Origin of the sequence: Klebsiella sp. CN_Kp104, assembly GCF_040064515.1 — a bacterium.
GTDB classification, from domain to species: domain Bacteria; phylum Pseudomonadota; class Gammaproteobacteria; order Enterobacterales; family Enterobacteriaceae; genus Klebsiella; species Klebsiella aerogenes.
The window spans coordinates 171,659-191,473 of record NZ_JBEAII010000006.1; the positions used below are offsets into that span (position 1 = coordinate 171,659).

Annotated in this window: 17 protein-coding genes; 16 read left to right on the plus strand and 1 reads right to left on the minus strand. The window is 54.2% G+C overall.

What is annotated here, in order from left to right; genetic code table 11:
• Positions 1–42: 42 nt before the first annotated feature.
• Positions 43–837 (minus strand): type I methionyl aminopeptidase, encoded by a 795-nt coding sequence (gene map / locus ABLU80_RS09760; protein ID WP_042893904.1) that lies wholly within the window; start codon positions 835–837, stop codon positions 43–45.
• A gap of 322 nt (positions 838–1,159) precedes the next feature.
• Here map and rpsB point away from each other — a divergent pair, with 322 nt between their 5' ends.
• From rpsB to dnaE, 16 genes are all read left to right on the plus strand, one after another.
• Positions 1,160–1,885: a 30S ribosomal protein S2 gene (gene rpsB, locus ABLU80_RS09765; protein ID WP_004858107.1), complete on the plus strand. Its 726-nt coding sequence runs from the start codon at positions 1,160–1,162 to the stop codon at positions 1,883–1,885.
• Positions 1,886–2,004: 119 nt separating this feature from the next.
• Positions 2,005–2,856: a translation elongation factor Ts gene (tsf, locus tag ABLU80_RS09770; protein WP_015368168.1), complete on the plus strand. Its 852-nt coding sequence runs from the start codon at positions 2,005–2,007 to the stop codon at positions 2,854–2,856.
• 150 nt (positions 2,857–3,006) lie between these two features.
• A complete protein-coding gene (pyrH, locus tag ABLU80_RS09775; RefSeq protein ID WP_004098747.1) occupies positions 3,007–3,732 on the plus strand; it encodes a UMP kinase in 726 nt (241 codons plus the stop codon).
• Positions 3,733–3,882: 150 nt separating this feature from the next.
• A complete protein-coding gene (gene frr, locus ABLU80_RS09780) occupies positions 3,883–4,440 on the plus strand; it encodes a ribosome recycling factor (RefSeq protein WP_015368165.1) in 558 nt (185 codons plus the stop codon).
• 229 nt (positions 4,441–4,669) lie between these two features.
• Positions 4,670–5,854 carry a 1-deoxy-D-xylulose-5-phosphate reductoisomerase gene (gene ispC, locus ABLU80_RS09785; RefSeq protein ID WP_348849938.1) on the plus strand — a complete coding sequence of 395 codons (1,185 nt, stop codon included), beginning with the start codon at positions 4,670–4,672 and terminating at the stop codon, positions 5,852–5,854.
• A 266-nt stretch (positions 5,855–6,120) separates the two neighbouring features.
• The gene (gene ispU, locus ABLU80_RS09790) at positions 6,121–6,882 is read left to right on the plus strand and encodes a (2E,6E)-farnesyl-diphosphate-specific ditrans,polycis-undecaprenyl-diphosphate synthase (RefSeq protein ID WP_015368162.1); all 762 of its coding nucleotides are present in this window, start codon (positions 6,121–6,123) and stop codon (positions 6,880–6,882) included.
• 12 nt (positions 6,883–6,894) lie between these two features.
• Positions 6,895–7,752, plus strand: coding sequence for a phosphatidate cytidylyltransferase (cdsA, locus tag ABLU80_RS09795; protein WP_015368161.1), 858 nt, complete (start codon positions 6,895–6,897; stop codon positions 7,750–7,752).
• 11 nt (positions 7,753–7,763) lie between these two features.
• The gene (gene rseP / locus ABLU80_RS09800; protein ID WP_348849940.1) at positions 7,764–9,116 is read left to right on the plus strand and encodes a sigma E protease regulator RseP; all 1,353 of its coding nucleotides are present in this window, start codon (positions 7,764–7,766) and stop codon (positions 9,114–9,116) included.
• Between the two features lie 31 nt (positions 9,117–9,147).
• The gene (bamA, locus tag ABLU80_RS09805) at positions 9,148–11,568 is read left to right on the plus strand and encodes an outer membrane protein assembly factor BamA (protein ID WP_015704448.1); all 2,421 of its coding nucleotides are present in this window, start codon (positions 9,148–9,150) and stop codon (positions 11,566–11,568) included.
• 122 nt (positions 11,569–11,690) lie between these two features.
• Positions 11,691–12,176 carry a molecular chaperone Skp gene (skp, locus tag ABLU80_RS09810; RefSeq protein ID WP_015368157.1) on the plus strand — a complete coding sequence of 162 codons (486 nt, stop codon included), beginning with the start codon at positions 11,691–11,693 and terminating at the stop codon, positions 12,174–12,176.
• A 3-nt stretch (positions 12,177–12,179) separates the two neighbouring features.
• On the plus strand, positions 12,180–13,205 hold the full coding sequence (gene lpxD / locus ABLU80_RS09815) for a UDP-3-O-(3-hydroxymyristoyl)glucosamine N-acyltransferase (protein ID WP_015368156.1): 1,026 nt from the start codon (positions 12,180–12,182) through the stop codon (positions 13,203–13,205).
• Between the two features lie 107 nt (positions 13,206–13,312).
• A complete protein-coding gene (gene fabZ / locus ABLU80_RS09820) occupies positions 13,313–13,768 on the plus strand; it encodes a 3-hydroxyacyl-ACP dehydratase FabZ (protein WP_004145858.1) in 456 nt (151 codons plus the stop codon).
• A 3-nt stretch (positions 13,769–13,771) separates the two neighbouring features.
• Positions 13,772–14,560, plus strand: coding sequence for an acyl-ACP--UDP-N-acetylglucosamine O-acyltransferase (gene lpxA, locus ABLU80_RS09825; RefSeq protein WP_015368155.1), 789 nt, complete (start codon positions 13,772–13,774; stop codon positions 14,558–14,560).
• On the plus strand, positions 14,560–15,708 hold the full coding sequence (gene lpxB / locus ABLU80_RS09830) for a lipid-A-disaccharide synthase (RefSeq protein WP_015704449.1): 1,149 nt from the start codon (positions 14,560–14,562) through the stop codon (positions 15,706–15,708). The genes lpxA and lpxB overlap by 1 nt, the downstream gene beginning before the upstream one ends.
• Positions 15,705–16,304, plus strand: coding sequence for a ribonuclease HII (rnhB, locus tag ABLU80_RS09835; RefSeq protein WP_015368153.1), 600 nt, complete (start codon positions 15,705–15,707; stop codon positions 16,302–16,304). Before lpxB ends, rnhB begins: the two co-directional genes overlap by 4 nt.
• A 17-nt stretch (positions 16,305–16,321) precedes the next feature.
• The gene (gene dnaE / locus ABLU80_RS09840) at positions 16,322–19,804 is read left to right on the plus strand and encodes a DNA polymerase III subunit alpha (RefSeq protein ID WP_015704450.1); all 3,483 of its coding nucleotides are present in this window, start codon (positions 16,322–16,324) and stop codon (positions 19,802–19,804) included.
• The last annotated feature ends 11 nt before the right edge of the window (positions 19,805–19,815 follow it).

The following is a 19,815-nucleotide window of genomic DNA, read 5'->3' on the forward strand; positions in this document are numbered from 1 at the left end:
AAAAACTATCTAATAAAAAAGCCGGCGGGCGCCGGCTTTTCATTATTCGTCGTGCGAGATTATCGCCGGGATGGTGTCATCCTTGCGTAGCGTCAGAATTTCGCAGCCGTTATCGGTTACCACAATAGTATGCTCGTACTGCGCAGACAAGCTACGGTCTTTGGTTTTCACCGTCCAGCCGTCCTTCATGCTGCGGATCTCTTTCTTACCGGCGTTGACCATCGGTTCGATGGTGAAGGTCATACCCGGCTTGAGCACCACGTCGGTTTCCGGCGAATCATAGTGCAGTACCTGCGGTTCTTCGTGGAAGCCGCGGCCGATACCGTGCCCGCAGTACTCGCGCACCACGGAGAAACCTTCCGCTTCAACGAATTTCTGGATCGCCGCGCCGATCGTGCGCAGGTTGATCCCCGGTTTAACCATCTTCAGCGCCAGATAGAGGCTTTCCTGGGTGATGCGGCACAGGCGCTCGCCGAGGATAGTCGGTTTACCGACGATGAACATTTTTGAGGTATCGCCGTGGAACTCATCTTTAATCACGGTCACGTCGATATTAACGATGTCGCCGTCTTTCAACAGTTTGCCGTCATCTGGGATGCCGTGGCACACCACTTCATTAATAGAGATACAGACCGATTTCGGGAAGCCGTGATAGCCGAGGCAGGCGGAGACCGCTTTCTGTTCATTAACAATGTAGTCGTTGCAGATGCGATCCAGCTCGCCGGTGCTGACGCCCGGTTTGACGTAGGGTTCGATCATTTCCAGCACTTCGGCGGCCAGGCGGCCGGCAACGCGCATTTTTTCGATGTCTTCAGATGTCTTGATAGAGATAGCCATGGAATATGTCCAGCAGTGTCGATTTTTTCGACAATAATAGATTAAGTCCTGTCAATGGTAACAGTCCGGGTACGCTGGTGCCAAATTGAGAATCATTAACAGCACGCGACGTCAACAAGAGTTGGTGTCTGGCCAGGTTTTGTGGTATAAAGCGCGCCGGACTTCCGTTCCATCTCAGATACACAAGGATGGACGTAAGCGACATACTCATATTGTGTAAATAACACACACGTATCGGCACATATTCCGGGGTGCCCTTTGGGGTCGGTAATATGGGATACGTGGAGGCATAACCCCAATTTAATCTATAGAGGTTTTAAACATGGCAACTGTTTCCATGCGCGACATGCTCAAGGCTGGTGTTCACTTCGGTCACCAGACCCGTTACTGGAACCCGAAAATGAAGCCTTTCATCTTCGGCGCGCGTAACAAAGTTCACATCATCAACCTTGAGAAAACTGTACCGATGTTCAACGAAGCTCTGGCTGAGCTGAACAAAATCTCTGCCCGTAAAGGCAAGATCCTGTTCGTTGGTACTAAGCGCGCTGCAAGCGAAGCGGTAAAAGAAGCTGCTAACAGCTGCGACCAGTTCTTCGTGAACCATCGCTGGCTGGGCGGTATGCTGACTAACTGGAAAACCGTTCGTCAGTCCATCAAACGTCTGAAAGACCTGGAAACTCAGTCCCAGGACGGTACTTTCGAGAAGCTGACCAAGAAAGAAGCGCTGATGCGCACTCGTGAGCTGGACAAGCTGGAAAACAGCCTGGGCGGTATCAAAGACATGGGCGGCCTGCCGGACGCACTGTTCGTTATCGACGCTGACCACGAGCACATCGCTATCAAAGAAGCAAACAACCTGGGTATCCCGGTATTTGCTATCGTTGATACCAACTCTGATCCGGACGGCGTAGACTTCGTTATCCCGGGTAACGACGATGCAATCCGCGCAGTTAGCCTGTACCTGGGCGCTGTTGCAGCTACCGTTCGTGAAGGTCGCTCTCAGGACCTGGCTTCTCAGGCGGAAGAAAGCTTCGTAGAAGCTGAATAATAAGGTTTAAGCCCTTATTAGTACCGTGTATGAATAGGGGCCAATTTTAGGCCCCTTTTTTCAATTTATGCTGTTTGGCCGCAGGCCGGGCAGTTTCCACATCTCCCGAGGATTTTAGAATGGCTGAAATTACCGCTTCCCTGGTAAAAGAGCTGCGCGAACGTACTGGCGCAGGCATGATGGATTGCAAAAAAGCACTGACTGAAGCTAATGGCGACATCGAGCTGGCAATCGAAAACATGCGTAAATCCGGCGCGATCAAAGCGGCGAAAAAAGCAGGCAACGTTGCTGCTGACGGCGTGATCAAAACCAAAATCGACGGCAACTACGGTTACATTCTGGAAGTTAACTGCCAGACTGACTTCGTTGCTAAAGATGGTGGTTTCCAGGCATTTGCTGACAAAGTACTGGACGCCGCTGTTGCTGGTAAAATCTCCGACGTTGAAGTTCTGAAAGCGCAGTTCGAAGAAGAACGTGTTGCCCTGGTTGCTAAAATCGGTGAGAACATCAACATCCGTCGTATCGCTATCCTGGAAGGCGACGTTCTGGGCAGCTACCAGCACGGTGCGCGCATCGGCGTTCTGGTTGCCGCTAAAGGCGCTGACGAAGAGCTGGTTAAGCAGCTGGCAATGCACGTTGCTGCAAGCAAGCCGGAATTCGTTAAGCCGGAAGACGTTTCTGCTGAAGTAGTAGAAAAAGAGTACCAGGTTCAGCTGGACATCGCGATGCAGTCCGGTAAGCCGAAAGAAATCGCAGAGAAAATGGTTGAAGGCCGTATGAAGAAATTCACCGGCGAAGTTTCTCTGACTGGTCAGCCTTTCGTTATGGAACCGAGCAAATCTGTTGGTCAGCTGCTGAAAGAGCACAATGCCGACGTTACTGGCTTCATCCGCTTTGAAGTGGGCGAAGGCATCGAGAAAGTTGAGACTGACTTTGCAGCAGAAGTTGCTGCGATGTCCAAGCAGTCTTAATTTTTAAAAAAAGGAGCCGCCTGAGGGCGGCTTCTTTTTGCGCCTCTCTTGTAAAATCAGCCAATCGCTTATAGTGACTGCGCTGAACGATGACATACAATGTCGTCAGAATTAACTCATCTCAATCGTTGACAGTCTCAGGAAAGAAACATGGCTACCAATGCAAAACCCGTCTACAAACGTATTCTGCTGAAGTTAAGTGGCGAAGCTCTGCAGGGTTCAGAAGGCTTCGGTATTGATGCAAGCATACTTGACCGTATGGCTCAGGAAATCAAAGAACTGGTTGAACTGGGTATTCAGGTTGGCGTAGTGATTGGTGGCGGTAACCTGTTCCGTGGTGCTGGTCTGGCGAAAGCGGGTATGAACCGCGTTGTGGGCGACCACATGGGCATGCTGGCAACGGTCATGAACGGCCTGGCAATGCGTGATGCGCTCCATCGCGCCTATGTGAACGCTCGCCTGATGTCCGCAATCCCGCTGAACGGCGTGTGTGACAACTACAGCTGGGCGGAAGCGATTAGCCTGCTGCGTAACAATCGCGTGGTGATCCTCTCCGCAGGTACCGGCAACCCATTCTTTACTACCGACTCCGCAGCCTGCCTGCGCGGTATTGAAATCGAAGCCGACGTGGTACTGAAAGCGACCAAGGTTGACGGCGTGTTTACCGCTGACCCGGCGAAAGATCCTTCCGCCACCATGTACGATCAGCTGACCTACAGCGAAGTGCTGGATAAAGAGCTGAAAGTGATGGATCTTGCCGCCTTCACCCTGGCGCGCGACCACAAACTGCCGATTCGCGTATTTAACATGAACAAGCCTGGCGCGCTGCGTCGTGTGGTGATGGGCGAAAAAGAAGGCACATTGATTACGGAATAATTCCCGTCGGCGCTAATTCCGGGTAATATTCCGCTTTACTTTAGCGGGGAAGTTGCCCGGTTAATTGAATTAATCCGGACTATACTTAGCTCACTTTTGCGGTGAGCGACCGTGTGGTCTGTCTGAGACAAGTTTTCAAGGATTCGTAACGTGATTAGCGATATCAGAAAAGATGCTGAAGTACGCATGGAAAAATGCGTTGAAGCATTCAAAAACCAAATCAGCAAAATTCGCACGGGTCGTGCTTCTCCAAGCCTGCTGGATGGCATCATTGTAGAATACTACGGCACGCCGACTCCGCTGCGTCAGCTGGCAAGCGTTACGGTAGAAGATTCCCGTACGCTGAAAATCAACGTCTTCGACCGCTCTATGAGCCCGGCCGTTGAAAAAGCGATTATGGCGTCTGACCTGGGTCTGAACCCAAGCTCTGCGGGTAGCGATATCCGCGTTCCGCTGCCGCCGCTGACAGAAGAACGTCGTAAAGATCTGACCAAGATCGTGCGTGGCGAAGCAGAGCAGGCGCGTGTCGCCGTGCGTAACGTTCGCCGTGACGCGAACGACAAAGTTAAAGCTCTGCTCAAAGAGAAAGAGATCAGCGAAGATGACGATCGCCGTTCTCAGGACGACGTGCAGAAAATGACTGACGCCGCCATTAAGAAAGTTGATGCGGCGCTGGCAGAGAAAGAAGCGGAACTGATGCAGTTCTGATTTTCTGCCGTTACGCGGGCCCGGGATATTCGGGGCTGCGTAAAGTCTGAAACGCCGTACAGAAGACCGTACGCTCAATATTTGGGATTGCGTTAAAATAGCTGGCCTTGTAGCCTTCCGTTCTATACCGAAGGTCATTCGCCGCCGTTTTAGCCCCGAGGATTGATGCATAAAGGGCTTGCTGGCGGCGTTTTGCTTTTTATCCTGTCACAATTCTTCTGGACGTCTCATGAAGCAATTAACCGTTCTCGGTTCGACCGGTTCAATCGGCTGCAGCACGCTGGACGTGGTGCGCCATAATCCCGAAAGCTTTTCCGTCGCCGCGCTGGTCGCGGGGAAAAATGTCGACCGTATGGTTGAACAATGTCTGGAATTTTCCCCCCGCTTTGCGGTGATGGATGATGCGCAAAGCGCTGAGCGTTTGCGTACGCTGCTACGTGAACAGGGCTGCCGCACGGAAGTGCTGAGCGGTAAGCAGGCGGCGGCCGACGTCGCGGCGCTGGATGAAGTCGATCAGGTGATGGCGGCCATCGTTGGCGCGGCCGGTCTGGCGCCGACGCTGGCGGCCATTCGCGCTGGCAAAACGGTGTTGTTAGCGAATAAAGAGTCGCTGGTGACCTGCGGCCGCCTGTTTATGGACGCGGTTCAGCAGTATGGCGCTCGCCTGTTGCCGGTTGATAGCGAACATAACGCGATTTTTCAGAGTTTGCCGGAAACAATTCAAAACCATCTGGGATACGCTGACCTGACGCAGAACGGCGTCTCGTCGATTCTGCTGACCGGTTCCGGTGGACCTTTCCGGGAAACGGCGATTTCTGAGCTGGCGGCAATGACGCCGGATCAGGCTTGCCGCCATCCGAACTGGTCAATGGGACGCAAAATTTCCGTTGATTCCGCCACGATGATGAATAAAGGGCTGGAGTACATCGAAGCCCGCTGGCTGTTTAATGCCTCTGCTCAGCAGATGGAAGTCATTATTCATCCGCAATCGGTGATTCACTCCATGGTTCGCTATCAGGACGGCAGCGTGCTGGCGCAATTAGGCGAGCCGGATATGCGCACGCCGATCGCCCATACCATGGGTTGGCCTCAGCGCCTGAACTCCGGCGTTAAACCGTTGGACTTCTGTCAATTGAGCAACCTGAGTTTTTCAGCGCCGGATTACGATCGCTATCCGTGCCTGAAGCTGGCAATGGACGCTTTTGATGTCGGCCAGGCCGCGACGACGGCGTTGAATGCCGCTAACGAAGTTTCGGTGGCGGCGTTTCTGAATAGAGAAGTCCGCTTTACCGATATTGCGGCGGTTAACCAGGCGGTGCTGGATAGTATGGCGCTCAATGAACCGCAAAGTATTGATGAAGTGGTTGCGATTGATGCCGAAGCGCGCGTCGCCGCACAGCGACAACTCCGATAACACATGGCGTAGGGGAGCCCCTGTAACGCGTTGTGATATTTGTGGGCGCTGGGCTTCGGTGATATAGTCTGCGCCACCCGATCGTTGCATTTTGTTGTGAAAGATTACGGTGGCCGTGGCAAGACACGGCTTTTTTGCGTAAAGCTTTTGGTTGTTCTCTGCGATTGGCTGTAGCTCCGGCGCCGGATAAAAATGCGTATTCAGCGCTGCCCGGCGGCGTGTGTGTTGTGGCTTAGCTAATCCTTATTATGGACTTAAAACGCGTTATGTTGTCTGCTAATCAAACTGTCAGCAAAATGTCGCCTGCGCATGGTTGTCGCCATGTCGCCATTATCATGGACGGCAACGGTCGTTGGGCGAAACAACAAGGTAAAATTCGCGCCTTTGGCCATAAAGCTGGAGCGAAATCTGTTCGTCGCGCGGTCTCCTTCGCGGCGAATAATGGTATTGAAGCATTAACGCTTTACGCATTCAGTAGTGAAAACTGGAACCGACCGGCGCAGGAAGTGAGCGCGCTGATGGAACTGTTTGTCTGGGCCCTGGATAGCGAAGTAAAAAGCCTGCATCGTCACAATGTCCGCCTGCGGATTATCGGCGAGACGACACGCTTTAATGCCCGACTGCAGGAGCGCATTCGTAAGGCGGAAGCGTTAACGGCAAACAATACGGGGTTAACGCTGAATATCGCCGCTAATTACGGCGGCCGCTGGGATATTGTCCAGGGGGCGCGTCAACTGGCAGAACAGGTACAAAACGGGTTGCTAAAACCTGAAGAGATCACGGAAGAGTTGCTGAGCCAGCAAGTGTGTATGCATGAACTGGCTCCCGTCGATTTAGTTATTAGGACCGGGGGAGAGCACCGAATAAGTAACTTTTTGATTTGGCAAATTGCCTATGCCGAACTTTACTTTACGGATGTTCTTTGGCCCGATTTTGCTGAACAGGACTTTGAAGGTGCACTCCATGCATTCGTTAGTCGAGAGCGTCGTTTTGGCGGCACAGAAGAGCCGGGTGGCAGTCATGCCTGATGGGGGTCACTTTTGCTGAAGTATCGCCTGATTTCCGCTTTCGTTTTAATTCCCGTCGTTATTGCGGCGCTTTTTCTATTGCCGCCCGCGGGCTTTGCTATTGTCACACTGGTCGTTTGTATGCTCGCCGCGTGGGAGTGGGGGCAATTAAGCGGTTTCACCTCAACGACGCAGCGCGTGTGGCTGGCGGTGCTTTGTGGCCTGCTGCTGGCGCTAATGCTCTTTATGTTGCCCGAATATCACTATGACGCTCATCAACCGATGGTTGAGGGATCGTTATGGGCTTCGTTTGGCTGGTGGATTGTCGCGTTGGTGCTGGTACTCTCTTATCCGGCTTCGGCGGCGTTGTGGCGTCATTCGAAAGCGCTGCGTCTTATCTTCGGCGTGCTGACTATTGTCCCGTTTTTCTGGGGCATGCTGGCGCTGCGGGCCTGGCATTATGCCGATAACCACTATAGCGGCGCGGTGTGGCTGCTGTACGTCATGATTCTGGTGTGGGGCGCGGATTCCGGCGCCTACATGTTCGGTAAAATGTTCGGCAAGCATAAGCTGGCGCCAAAGGTTTCCCCGGGGAAAACCTGGCAGGGTTTCTTCGGTGGCCTGCTGACGGCCGCGGTGATCTCCTGGGCGTACGGCATGTGGGCTCATCTGGATGTCACCCCAACTGTGTTGCTGATTTGCTCGGTGGTGGCGGCGCTGGCTTCAGTGCTGGGCGATTTGACGGAAAGTATGTTTAAGCGTGAAGCCGGCATCAAGGATAGCGGGCATCTGATCCCTGGACATGGCGGTATTTTAGATCGCATTGATAGCCTGACGGCTGCGGTGCCGGTGTTCGCTTGTCTGCTGTTGTTAGTCTTCAGGACGATTTGACGGAAGGTTTTATGCTGAGCGTTCTCTGGAATTTGGCCGCTTTTATTATTGCGCTTGGCGTACTGATCACCGTGCACGAGTTCGGCCATTTCTGGGTGGCTCGTCGCTGCGGTGTGCGTGTTGAACGTTTTTCCATTGGTTTTGGTAAAGCGTTGTGGCGCCGTGTGGATAAGCAGGGTACCGAGTTCGTTATCGCGCTGATCCCACTCGGCGGCTATGTGAAGATGCTCGACGAACGCGTTGAGCCAGTGGCGCCGGAAATACGCCATTATGCGTTCAACAATAAAACCGTCGGTCAGCGTGCGGCCATCATTGCCGCAGGCCCTATCGCCAACTTCATTTTTGCCATCTTTGCTTACTGGCTGGTGTTTATCATCGGCGTCCCTGGCGTACGTCCGGTTGTTGATGAAATATCGCCCAATTCCATCGCTGCGCAAGCACAAATTGCAAAAGGAATGGAACTTAAAGCGATAGATGGCATCGAAACGCCTGATTGGGATGCAATTCGTATGGCGTTAGTCGCGAAGATCGGCGACCAACAAACAATACTTACCGTCGCCCCTTTCGGGACGAACCAACGTCAGGATAAAATCCTCGATCTGCGTCACTGGGCGTTTGAGCCGGATAAACAAGATCCGGTGGCCTCGCTGGGTATCAAGCCGCATAGCGCGCAGATTGATACCGCCCTGGCTGAGGTACAACCTCAGTCGGCCGCGCAGAAAGCAGGTTTGCAAGCGGGAGACAGGATCGTTAAAGTCGATGGTCAACCGTTAACGCAGTGGATGACGTTTGTTAATCTGGTGCGCGATAATCCGGGCAAGGCGCTGGCTCTGGAGGTCGACAGACAAGGTACGCCGCTGTCGTTGACTTTGACTCCGGATACGAAGTCGGTGAAAGGCAAGGCTGAAGGGTTTGCAGGGGTAGTACCAAAGGTTATCCCGCTGCCTGATGAATACAAGACAGTGCGTCAGTACGGGCCGTTTGCCGCCATCGCCGAAGCCACGGATAAAACCTGGCAACTGATGTCGTTAACGGTCAGGATGCTGGGCAAATTGATAACCGGTGATGTCAAACTGAACAACCTCAGTGGGCCGATTTCTATCGCTCAGGGGGCTGGAATGTCAGCGGAATTTGGGTTGATTTACTATCTGATGTTCCTTGCGCTGATTAGCGTGAACCTTGGAATAATCAACTTGTTCCCGCTACCCGTCCTCGACGGGGGGCATCTGCTGTTTTTGGCGATTGAAAAGCTGAAGGGCGGACCGGTATCCGAGCGAGTTCAAGACTTTAGTTATCGCATTGGCTCAATACTGCTGGTGCTGTTAATGGGGCTTGCACTTTTCAATGATTTCTCTCGGTTGTAAGAGAGTTTGTTAGGAAGAACGCATAATAACGATGGCGATGAAAAAGTTGCTCATAGCGTCGCTGCTGTTTAGCAGCGCGACTGTATACGGTGCTGAAGGGTTCGTGGTGAAGGACATTCATTTCGAAGGCTTGCAGCGTGTCGCTGTTGGTGCGGCCCTCCTCAGCATGCCAGTGCGTCCTGGCGATACGGTGACCGATGATGATATCAGTAACACCATTCGCGCTCTGTTTGCCACTGGCAACTTTGAGGACGTCCGCGTCCTGCGCGATGGTGATACCCTGCTGGTGCAGGTGAAAGAGCGCCCAACAATTGCGAGCATTACCTTCTCCGGCAACAAGTCGGTGAAGGATGACATGCTCAAGCAAAACCTTGAGGCATCCGGCGTTCGCGTTGGGGAATCTCTCGATCGCACCAAGCTTGCCGATATCGAAAAAGGGCTGGAAGATTTCTACTACAGCGTCGGTAAATATAGCGCCAGCGTTAAAGCTGTCGTGACGCCGCTGCCGCGTAACCGTGTCGACCTGAAACTGGTTTTCCAGGAAGGCGTCTCGGCGAAAATCCAGCAGATTAACATTGTCGGTAACCACGCTTTCACCACTGACGAACTGATTTCTCACTTCCAACTGCGCGATGAAGTGCCGTGGTGGAACGTTGTCGGCGATCGTAAATACCAGAAACAGAAACTGGCGGGCGACCTTGAAACCCTGCGCAGTTACTATCTGGATCGCGGCTACGCGCGTTTCAACATCGATTCGACGCAGGTTAGCCTGACGCCGGACAAGAAAGGCATCTATATCACCGTAAACATCACCGAAGGCGAGCAGTACAAGCTCTCCGGCGTGCAGATTACGGGCGATCTGGCGGGCCATTCCGCGGAAATCGAATCGCTGACCAAAATTGAGCCGGGCGAGCTGTATAACGGCACCAAAGTGACCAAAATGGAGAATGACATTAAGAAACTCCTCGGTCGCTATGGTTACGCCTATCCGCGCGTCCAGTCGCAGCCGGAAATCAACGACACGGATAAAACCGTGAAGCTGCATATCAACGTTGATGCCGGTAACCGTTACTACGTGCGTAAAATTCGCTTCGAAGGTAACGACACCTCCAAAGATTCCGTCCTGCGCCGCGAAATGCGCCAGATGGAAGGAGCGTGGCTGGGCAGTGACCTGGTCGATCAGGGTAAAGACCGTCTTAACCGTTTAGGTTATTTCGAAACCGTCGATACCGATACCCAGCGCGTGCCGGGTAGCCCGGATCAGGTCGATGTCGTTTACAAGGTGAAAGAGCGTAACACCGGTAGCCTGAACTTCGGTATCGGTTACGGTACCGAAAGCGGCGTCAGCTTCCAGGCAGGCGTTCAGCAGGATAACTGGTTAGGCACCGGCTACTCTGTTGGCATTAACGGGACCAAGAACGACTACCAGACCTATGCTGAACTGTCGGTCACCAACCCGTATTTCACCGTAGATGGCGTGAGCCTCGGCGGCCGCATCTTCTATAACGACTTCGATGCGAACGACGCGGATCTGTCTGACTATACCAACAAAAGCTATGGTACAGACGTAACTCTCGGCTTCCCGATCAACGAATACAACTCACTGCGCGCAGGTTTAGGTTACGTTCATAACTCCCTGTCCAATATGCAGCCGCAGGTGGCGATGTGGCGTTACCTGAATTCGATGGGGCAGTACCCGGATACCACCAACGACAATAACTCGTTTAGCGCCGACGACTTCACCTTCAACTATGGTTGGACGTACAACCGCCTCGACCGCGGCTACTTCCCGACTGAAGGTTCGCGTGTCAACCTGAACGGTAAAGTCACTATTCCGGGCTCTGATAACGAATACTACAAAGTGACGCTGGATACTGCGACCTATGTACCGATCGATGACGATCATCAGTGGGTCGTGCTTGGTCGTACGCGCTTCGGTTACGGTGATGGACTCGGCGGCAAAGAGATGCCGTTCTATGAGAACTTCTATGCCGGTGGTTCAAGTACCGTTCGCGGCTTCCAGTCGAATACGATTGGTCCGAAAGCGGTTTATCTCCCTTCAACTACCAGTCGTGATGACTATGATACGGAATGTGCGAGCACTGAAAGCGCGCCTTGTAAATCGGACGATGCGGTGGGCGGTAACGCCATGGCGGTCGCCAGCCTTGAGCTGATTACCCCAACGCCGTTTATCAGCGATAAATACGCTAACTCGGTGCGTACTTCCGTGTTTATGGATATGGGGACCGTCTGGGATACTAACTGGGATTCCACGAAGTACGGTGGCTACCCTGATTACAGCGATCCAAGCAACATTCGTATGTCTGCGGGTATCGCGGTACAGTGGATGTCGCCGTTGGGGCCGTTGGTCTTCTCCTACGCCCAACCGTTTAAAAAGTACGATGGAGACAAAGCCGAGCAGTTCCAGTTTAACATTGGTAAAACCTGGTAATTGTCGGCGACAACGGAATGTAAGTGCAGTATAGCGCTGACTGTAGGCGATGGCGGATGCTATCGCCTGGCCACGCAAATAACGGTACCCCTGGGTACTCATGGGATGGTAAGGAGTCAATTGTGAAAAAGTGGTTATTAGCTGCAGGTCTGGGTTTAGCAATGGTAACTTCCGCTCAGGCGGCAGATAAAATTGCTCTGGTTAACATGAATAACCTGTTCCAGCAGGTTGCTCAGAAAACTGGCGTTTCCAAAACGCTGGAGAACGAGTTCAAAGGCCGCGCTAGCGAACTGCAGCGTATGGAAGGCGATCTGCAGTCTAAAATGCAGCGTCTGCAGTCCATGAAACCGGGCGCAGATCGTACCAAACTGGAAAAAGACGTGATGTCTCAGCGTCAGACCTTCTCTCAGAAAGCACAGGCTTTTGAGCAGGATCGCGCACGTCGTTCCAATGAAGAACGTGGCAAACTGGTTACCCGTATCCAGACTGCCGTTCAGAGCGTAGCGAAAGATCAGAGCATCGATCTGGTTGTTGACTCTAATGCCGTGGCATACAACAGCAGCGATGTTAAAGACATCACCGCTGATGTACTGAAACAGGTTAAATAAGTAATGCCTTCAATTCGACTGGCTGACTTAGCACAGCAGTTGGATGCAGAATTACACGGTGATGGCGATATCGTCATCACCGGCGTTGCGTCCATGCAGAGCGCTAAAGCAGGCCAAATTACTTTCATGGTAAATCCTAAATACCGTGAACACCTGGCCGCTTGCCAGGCCTCCGCCGTTGTCATGACGCCGGACGATTTACCGTTTGCCCATAGCGCCGCGCTGGTAGTGCGTAATCCCTACCTGACCTACGCGCGCATGGCTCAAATTTTAGATACCACGCCGCAGCCGGCGCAAGACATCGCCGCAAGCGCGGCGATCGACCCAACGGCGAAGCTGGGTAACAACGTCTCCGTCGGCGCGAATGCCGTTATCGAATCCGGCGTGGTGCTGGGCGATAACGTGGTTATCGGCGCTGGCTGTTTCGTTGGCAAAAATAGCAAAATCGGCGCCGGCTCGCGTTTATGGGCCAACGTTACCATTTACCACGAGATTGAGATCGGTGAAAATTGCCTGATCCAGTCCAGTACGGTGATCGGCGCGGACGGTTTTGGTTACGCTAACGATCGCGGTAACTGGGTGAAGATCCCGCAGCTTGGTCGCGTTATAATTGGCGATCGTGTGGAGATCGGCGCCTGTACCACCATCGATCGCGGCGCGCTGGACGATACCGTGATCGGCAATGGCGTTATCATTGATAACCAGTGCCAGATTGCGCACAACGTGGTGATTGGCGACAATACCGCCGTCGCTGGCGGCGTGATTATGGCCGGCAGCCTGAAAATTGGCCGTTACTGCATGATTGGCGGCGCCAGCGTGATTAACGGCCATATGGAAATCTGCGATAAAGTCACCGTAACCGGGATGGGGATGGTTATGCGTCCTATCTCTGAACCTGGCGTCTATTCCTCAGGTATTCCGCTGCAGCCGAACAAGGCGTGGCGTAAAACTGCGGCGCTGGTGATGAATATTGACGAGATGAGCAAGCGCCTGAAAGCGGTTGAGCGCAAGGTTAATCAACAAGACTAAATTCATCATTCGGTCACGTTCCATTCCCGGCCTGTTGCATTCGTTAATAAGATTGCCGCAGGCCGTGTTATTATTGCCTTTTAGTATATTTAGACAGGAAGAGTATTTTGACTACTGACACTCATACTCTGCACATTGAAGAGATTCTGGAACTTCTGCCTCACCGTTACCCGTTCCTGCTGGTAGACCGCGTGCTGGATTTTGAAGAAGGTCGTTTTCTGCGCGCAGTAAAAAATGTTTCCGTAAACGAGCCGTTTTTCCAGGGGCATTTCCCTGGTAAGCCGATTTTACCTGGCGTGCTGATTCTGGAAGCGATGGCGCAAGCCACCGGCATTCTGGCTTTCAAAAGCGTTGGAAAACTTGAGCCGGGCGAACTGTACTACTTCGCGGGTATCGATGAAGCGCGTTTCAAACGTCCGGTAGTGCCAGGCGACCAGATGATTATGGAAGTCACTTTCGAGAAAACCCGCCGCGGCCTGACCCGTTTCAAAGGCGTTGCGCTGGTTGACGGTAAAGTGGTTTGCGAAGCGACGATGATGTGTGCGCGTAGCCGGGAGGCCTGATACGTGATTGATAAAACCGCCTTTATTCATCCTACCGCCATTGTAGAAGAAGGCGCCGTCATTGGCGCTAACGTCCACATTGGTCCGTTTTGTATTGTGGGCGCCAACGTCGAAATTGGCGAGGGCACCGTACTGAAGTCTCATGTCGTTGTGAATGGCCACACTAAAATTGGCCGCGACAATGAGATCTACCAGTTCGCTTCGATCGGTGAAGTTAACCAGGATCTGAAATATGCTGGCGAGCCGACTCGAGTGGAAATTGGCGATCGCAACCGCATTCGCGAAAGCGTCACCATTCATCGCGGCACAGTACAGGGCGGTGGATTAACGAAGGTGGGCAGCGATAACCTGCTGATGATCAACGCCCACGTGGCGCACGATTGTACGCTTGGCGACCGCTGCATCCTGGCCAACAACGCGACGCTGGCCGGTCACGTGTCTCTGGATGATTTCGTCATCATCGGCGGCATGACTGCAGTACATCAGTTCTGCATCATCGGCGCGCACGTTATGGTAGGCGGCTGCTCCGGCGTCGCTCAGGACGTTCCGCCGTTCGTGATTGCCCAGGGCAACCATGCCACGCCGTTTGGCGTCAACATCGAAGGTCTGAAACGCCGCGGCTTTAGCCGTGAAGCGATTACCGCGATTCGTAACGCCTATAAACTGCTGTACCGCAGTGGCAAAACGCTGGACGAAGCCAAGCCGGAAATCGCCGAACTGGCGGCTCAGCATCCTGAAGTTCAGCCATTTGTCGATTTCTTTGCCCGTTCAACTCGCGGCTTGATTCGTTAATGGCCGAACAGCGTCCCCTGACGATTGCCCTGGTCGCCGGAGAAACCTCCGGCGATATTCTTGGCGCCGGTCTCATCCGCGCCCTCAAAGCTCGCGTCCCTGATGCGCGCTTTGTCGGCGTGGCGGGGCCGCTGATGCAGGCGGAAGGATGCGAAGCCTGGTACGAAATGGAAGAGCTGGCCGTGATGGGCATTGTTGAAGTGCTTGGTCGTCTGCGCCGCTTACTGCATATTCGCGCCGATTTAACGCGCCGCTTCGGTGAACTGCGTCCCGATGTCTTCGTTGGCATCGACGCCCCTGATTTCAATATTACCCTCGAAGGTAACCTGAAAAAGCAGGGCATCAAAACCATTCATTACGTCAGCCCGTCCGTTTGGGCATGGCGACAAAAACGCGTTTTCAAAATTGGCAGATCCACCGATCTGGTCCTGGCATTCCTGCCTTTCGAAAAAGCGTTTTACGACAGATTTAACGTTCCCTGCCGTTTCATCGGCCACACCATGGCGGATGCCATGCCGCTGGATCCTGACAAGGGCGCGGCACGTGACCGTCTGGGTATCCCGCATGATGTTCACTGCCTGGCGTTGCTGCCCGGTAGCCGCGGCGCGGAGGTCGAAATGCTCAGCGCCGACTTCCTGAAAACCGCGCAGCTTCTGCGTAATGCTTATCCCGACCTGCAGGTTGTGGTGCCGCTGGTCAATGCCAAACGGCGGGAACAGTTTGAGCGAATCAAAGCTGAGACGGCGCCGGATATGACGGTACATATGCTGGATGGTCAGGCGCGCGATGCGATGATCGCCAGTGATGCCGCGCTGCTGGCCTCGGGGACGGCGGCGCTGGAGTGCATGCTGGCGAAATGCCCGATGGTCGTTGGCTACCGCATGAAGCCGTTTACCTTCTGGCTGGCGAAGCGGTTGGTGAAAACCGATTATGTCTCCTTGCCAAATCTGCTGGCCGGGCGCGAGCTGGTGAAAGAGCTGCTGCAGGATGAATGCGAGCCGCAGGCGCTGGCAGCCGCCTTGAAGCCGCTGCTGGCCGACGGCAAAACCAGCCACGATATGCATGATACTTTCCGCGCGCTGCATCAGCAGATCCGCTGCAACGCGGACGAGCAGGCGGCGGACGCAGTACTGGAGTTAGCAAAATGATGGAGTTCGTTTATCCACATACCCATCTGGTCGCCGGTGTCGATGAGGTAGGCCGCGGGCCGCTGGTCGGCGCGGTGGTCACTGCCGCGGTAATCCTTGATCCGCGTAAGCCTATCGTAGGCCTCAACGACTCTAAAAAATTAAGCGAAAAGCGCCGCCTGGCGCTGTTTGATGAAATCAAAGACAAAGCGCTGTGCTGGAGCCTGGGGCGCGCCGAGCCGCATGAAATCGACGAGCTAAACATCCTGCATGCCACGATGCTGGCGATGCAGCGCGCCGTCGCTGGTCTGAGTATTACCCCTGAGTTCGTGCTTATCGACGGCAACCGCTGTCCATCGCTTCCGATGCCGTCGCAGGCGGTAGTGAAAGGCGATAGCCGGGTGGCGGAAATCAGCGCAGCGTCTATTCTGGCTAAAGTCACTCGCGACGCCGAAATGGCTACGCTGGATATTGCATTTCCGCAATACGGTTTTGCCCAGCACAAAGGCTATCCTACCGTTGTACATCTGCAAAAACTGCAGGAACACGGCGCAACAGAGCACCACCGGCGTAGTTTCGGCCCGGTGAAACGCGCGCTGGGCCTGGCGTCCAACTAAGTCACTGGGATCTAAAGATGTCTGAACCACGTTTCGTACACCTGCGGGTGCACAGCGACTATTCCATGATCGATGGGCTGGCGAAAACCGGGCCGCTGGTGAAAAAGGCGGCCGCTTTGGGCATGCCTGCGCTGGCGATCACCGATTTCACCAACCTCTGCGGTCTGGTTAAGTTCTACGGAACGGGCCATGGCGCCGGGATTAAACCAATTGTCGGCGCTGACTTCCATGTTCAGTGCGATCTGCTTGGCGATGAATTCACCGAGCTGACGGTTTTAGCGGCCAACAATACCGGCTATCAGAACCTGACTCTGCTCATTTCTCGTGCCTATCAGCGCGGCTATGGCGCGCTGGGGCCATGGATCGATCGCGACTGGCTGGTTGAGCATCAGGAAGGGCTGATTCTGCTGTCCGGCGGGCGTAAAGGCGACGTTGGCGTCAGCTTGATCCGCGGAAATATGCCGCTGGTAGAGCAGTGTCTCGCCTTCTATCAACAACATTTTCCGGATCGCTACTATCTGGAGCTGATCCGTACCGGTCGTCAGGACGAAGAAAGCTATCTTCATGCCGCGGTTCAACTGGCGGAAGAGCATGGTTTGCCGGTAGTGGCGACCAACGATGTGCGCTTCCTGGAAACCGGCGACTTCGACGCTCATGAAATCCGCGTCGCCATTCACGATGGCTTCACCCTCGACGATCCGAAGCGTCCGCGTAACTACTCGCCGCAGCAATATATGCGCAGCGAGGAGGAGATGTGCGAGCTATTTGCTGACATCCCGGAAGCGCTGGAAAACACCGTTGAGATCGCCAAACGCTGCAACGTCACCGTGCGCCTTGGCGAATACTTCCTGCCGCAGTTCCCGACCGGCGACATGACTACCGAAGATTTTCTGGTGATGAAGTCGAAAGAGGGGCTGGAAGAGCGTCTCGAATTCCTGTTCCCGGATCCCGAAGAGCGCGCTAAGCGTCGCCCGGAATATGACCAACGTCTGGATGTGGAACTGCAGGTTATCAACCAGATGGGGTTCCCTGGCTACTTCCTGATCGTCATGGAATTTATCCAGTGGTCCAAGGATAACGGCGTGCCGGTAGGGCCGGGGCGAGGTTCCGGCGCCGGCTCGCTGGTAGCCTATGCGTTGAAAATCACCGACCTTGACCCGCTGGAGTTCGACCTGCTGTTCGAACGTTTCCTCAACCCGGAACGTGTTTCGATGCCCGACTTCGACGTCGATTTCTGCATGGAGAAACGCGACCAGGTGATTGAGCATGTGGCGGATATGTATGGCCGCGACGCGGTATCGCAGATCATCACCTTCGGTACCATGGCGGCGAAGGCGGTTATTCGCGACGTGGGCCGCGTGCTGGGCCACCCTTACGGCTTTGTTGACCGAATCTCTAAGCTGGTGCCGCCGGATCCGGGCATGACGCTGGCGAAAGCCTTTGAAGCGGAACCACAGCTGCCGGAAATCTACGAAGCGGACGAAGAAGTTAAAGCGCTGATTGATATGGCGCGTAAGCTGGAAGGCGTAACGCGTAACGCCGGTAAGCACGCGGGCGGCGTGGTTATCGCGCCGACCAAAATCACCGATTTCGCGCCGCTGTACTGCGATGAGCAGGGGCTGCACCCGGTTACCCAGTTTGATAAGAACGACGTCGAATACGCCGGGCTGGTAAAATTCGACTTCCTCGGCCTGCGTACGCTGACCATCATCAACTGGGCGCTGGAGATGATCAACAAGCGCCGGGCGAAAAACGGCGAAGGGCCGCTGGATATCGCCGCGATTCCGCTGGATGACAAGAAAAGCTTCGACATGCTGCAGCGCTCGGAAACCACCGCGGTATTCCAGCTTGAATCGCGCGGCATGAAAGATCTGATTAAGCGCCTGCAGCCTGACTGCTTCGAAGACATGATCGCACTAGTGGCCCTGTTCCGCCCGGGCCCGCTGCAGTCGGGGATGGTAGATAACTTTATCGACCGTAAGCACGGCCGTGAAGAGATTTCCTACCCGGACGTGCAGTGGCAGCACGAATGTCTGAAACCTGTACTGGAGCCGACTTACGGCATCATCCTGTACCAGGAACAGGTCATGCAGATAGCCCAGGAGCTCTCTGGTTATACCCTCGGCGGCGCGGATATGCTGCGTCGTGCGATGGGTAAGAAAAAGCCGGAAGAGATGGCCAAGCAGCGTTCTGTCTTCGAAGAAGGTGCGAAGAAAAATGGCGTTGACGGCGAACTGGCGATGAAAATCTTTGACCTGGTGGAGAAATTCGCCGGTTATGGATTTAACAAATCCCACTCCGCCGCCTATGCGCTGGTCTCCTACCAGACGCTGTGGCTGAAGGCGCACTATCCGGCCGAGTTTATGGCGGCGGTGATGACTGCCGATATGGACAACACCGAGAAGGTGGTGGGCCTGGTCGATGAGTGCTGGCGCATGGGGCTGAAAATCCTGCCGCCGGACATTAACTCCGGCCTGTATCATTTCCACGTCAACGATGATGGGGAAATCGTGTATGGTATCGGCGCCATTAAAGGCGTCGGCGAAGGCCCGATTGAAGCCATCATTGAAGCGCGTAACAATGGCGGTTACTTCCGCGAGCTGTTTGACCTGTGCGCCCGTACCGATATTAAAAAACTCAATCGCCGGGTGTTGGAAAAACTGATTATGTCCGGGGCGTTCGACCGCCTCGGCCCGCATCGTGCGGCGCTGATGAACTCGCTGAACGATGCGCTGAAAGCCGCCGATCAGCACGCCAAAGCCGAAGCCATCGGCCAGGCGGATATGTTCGGCGTGCTGGCGGAAGAGCCGGAGCAAATCGAGCAATCCTACGCCAGCTGCCAGCCGTGGCCAGAGCAGGTGGTGCTGGATGGTGAAAGGGAAACGCTGGGGCTGTATCTGACCGGCCACCCGATTAACCAATATCTAAAAGAGATCGAACGCTACGTTGGCGGCGTGAGACTCAAAGACATGCACCCAACCGATCGTGGTAAAGTGACCACGGCGGCGGGGCTGGTTATTGCTGCGCGGGTAATGGTCACCAAGCGCGGCAATCGTATCGGCATCTGTACGCTGGATGACCGTTCCGGGCGTCTGGAGGTGATGTTATTCACCGACGCGCTGGATAAATACCAGCAGTTGCTGGAAAAAGACCGCATACTTATCGTCAGCGGACAGGTCAGCTTTGATGACTTCAGCGGGGGCCTTAAAATGACCGCCCGTGAAGTCATGGATATTGACGAAGCCCGGGAAAAATATGCTCGCGGGCTTGCTATCTCGCTGACGGACAGGCAAATTGATGACCAGCTTTTAAACCGACTCCGTCAGTCTCTGGAACCCCACCGTTCGGGAACCATTCCAGTACACCTCTATTATCAGAGGGCGGATGCGCGCGCGCGGTTGCGTTTTGGCGCAACATGGCGCGTCTCTCCGAGCGATCGTTTACTCAACGATCTGCGTGGCCTTATCGGCTCGGAGCAGGTGGAACTGGAGTTTGACTAATACAGGAATAC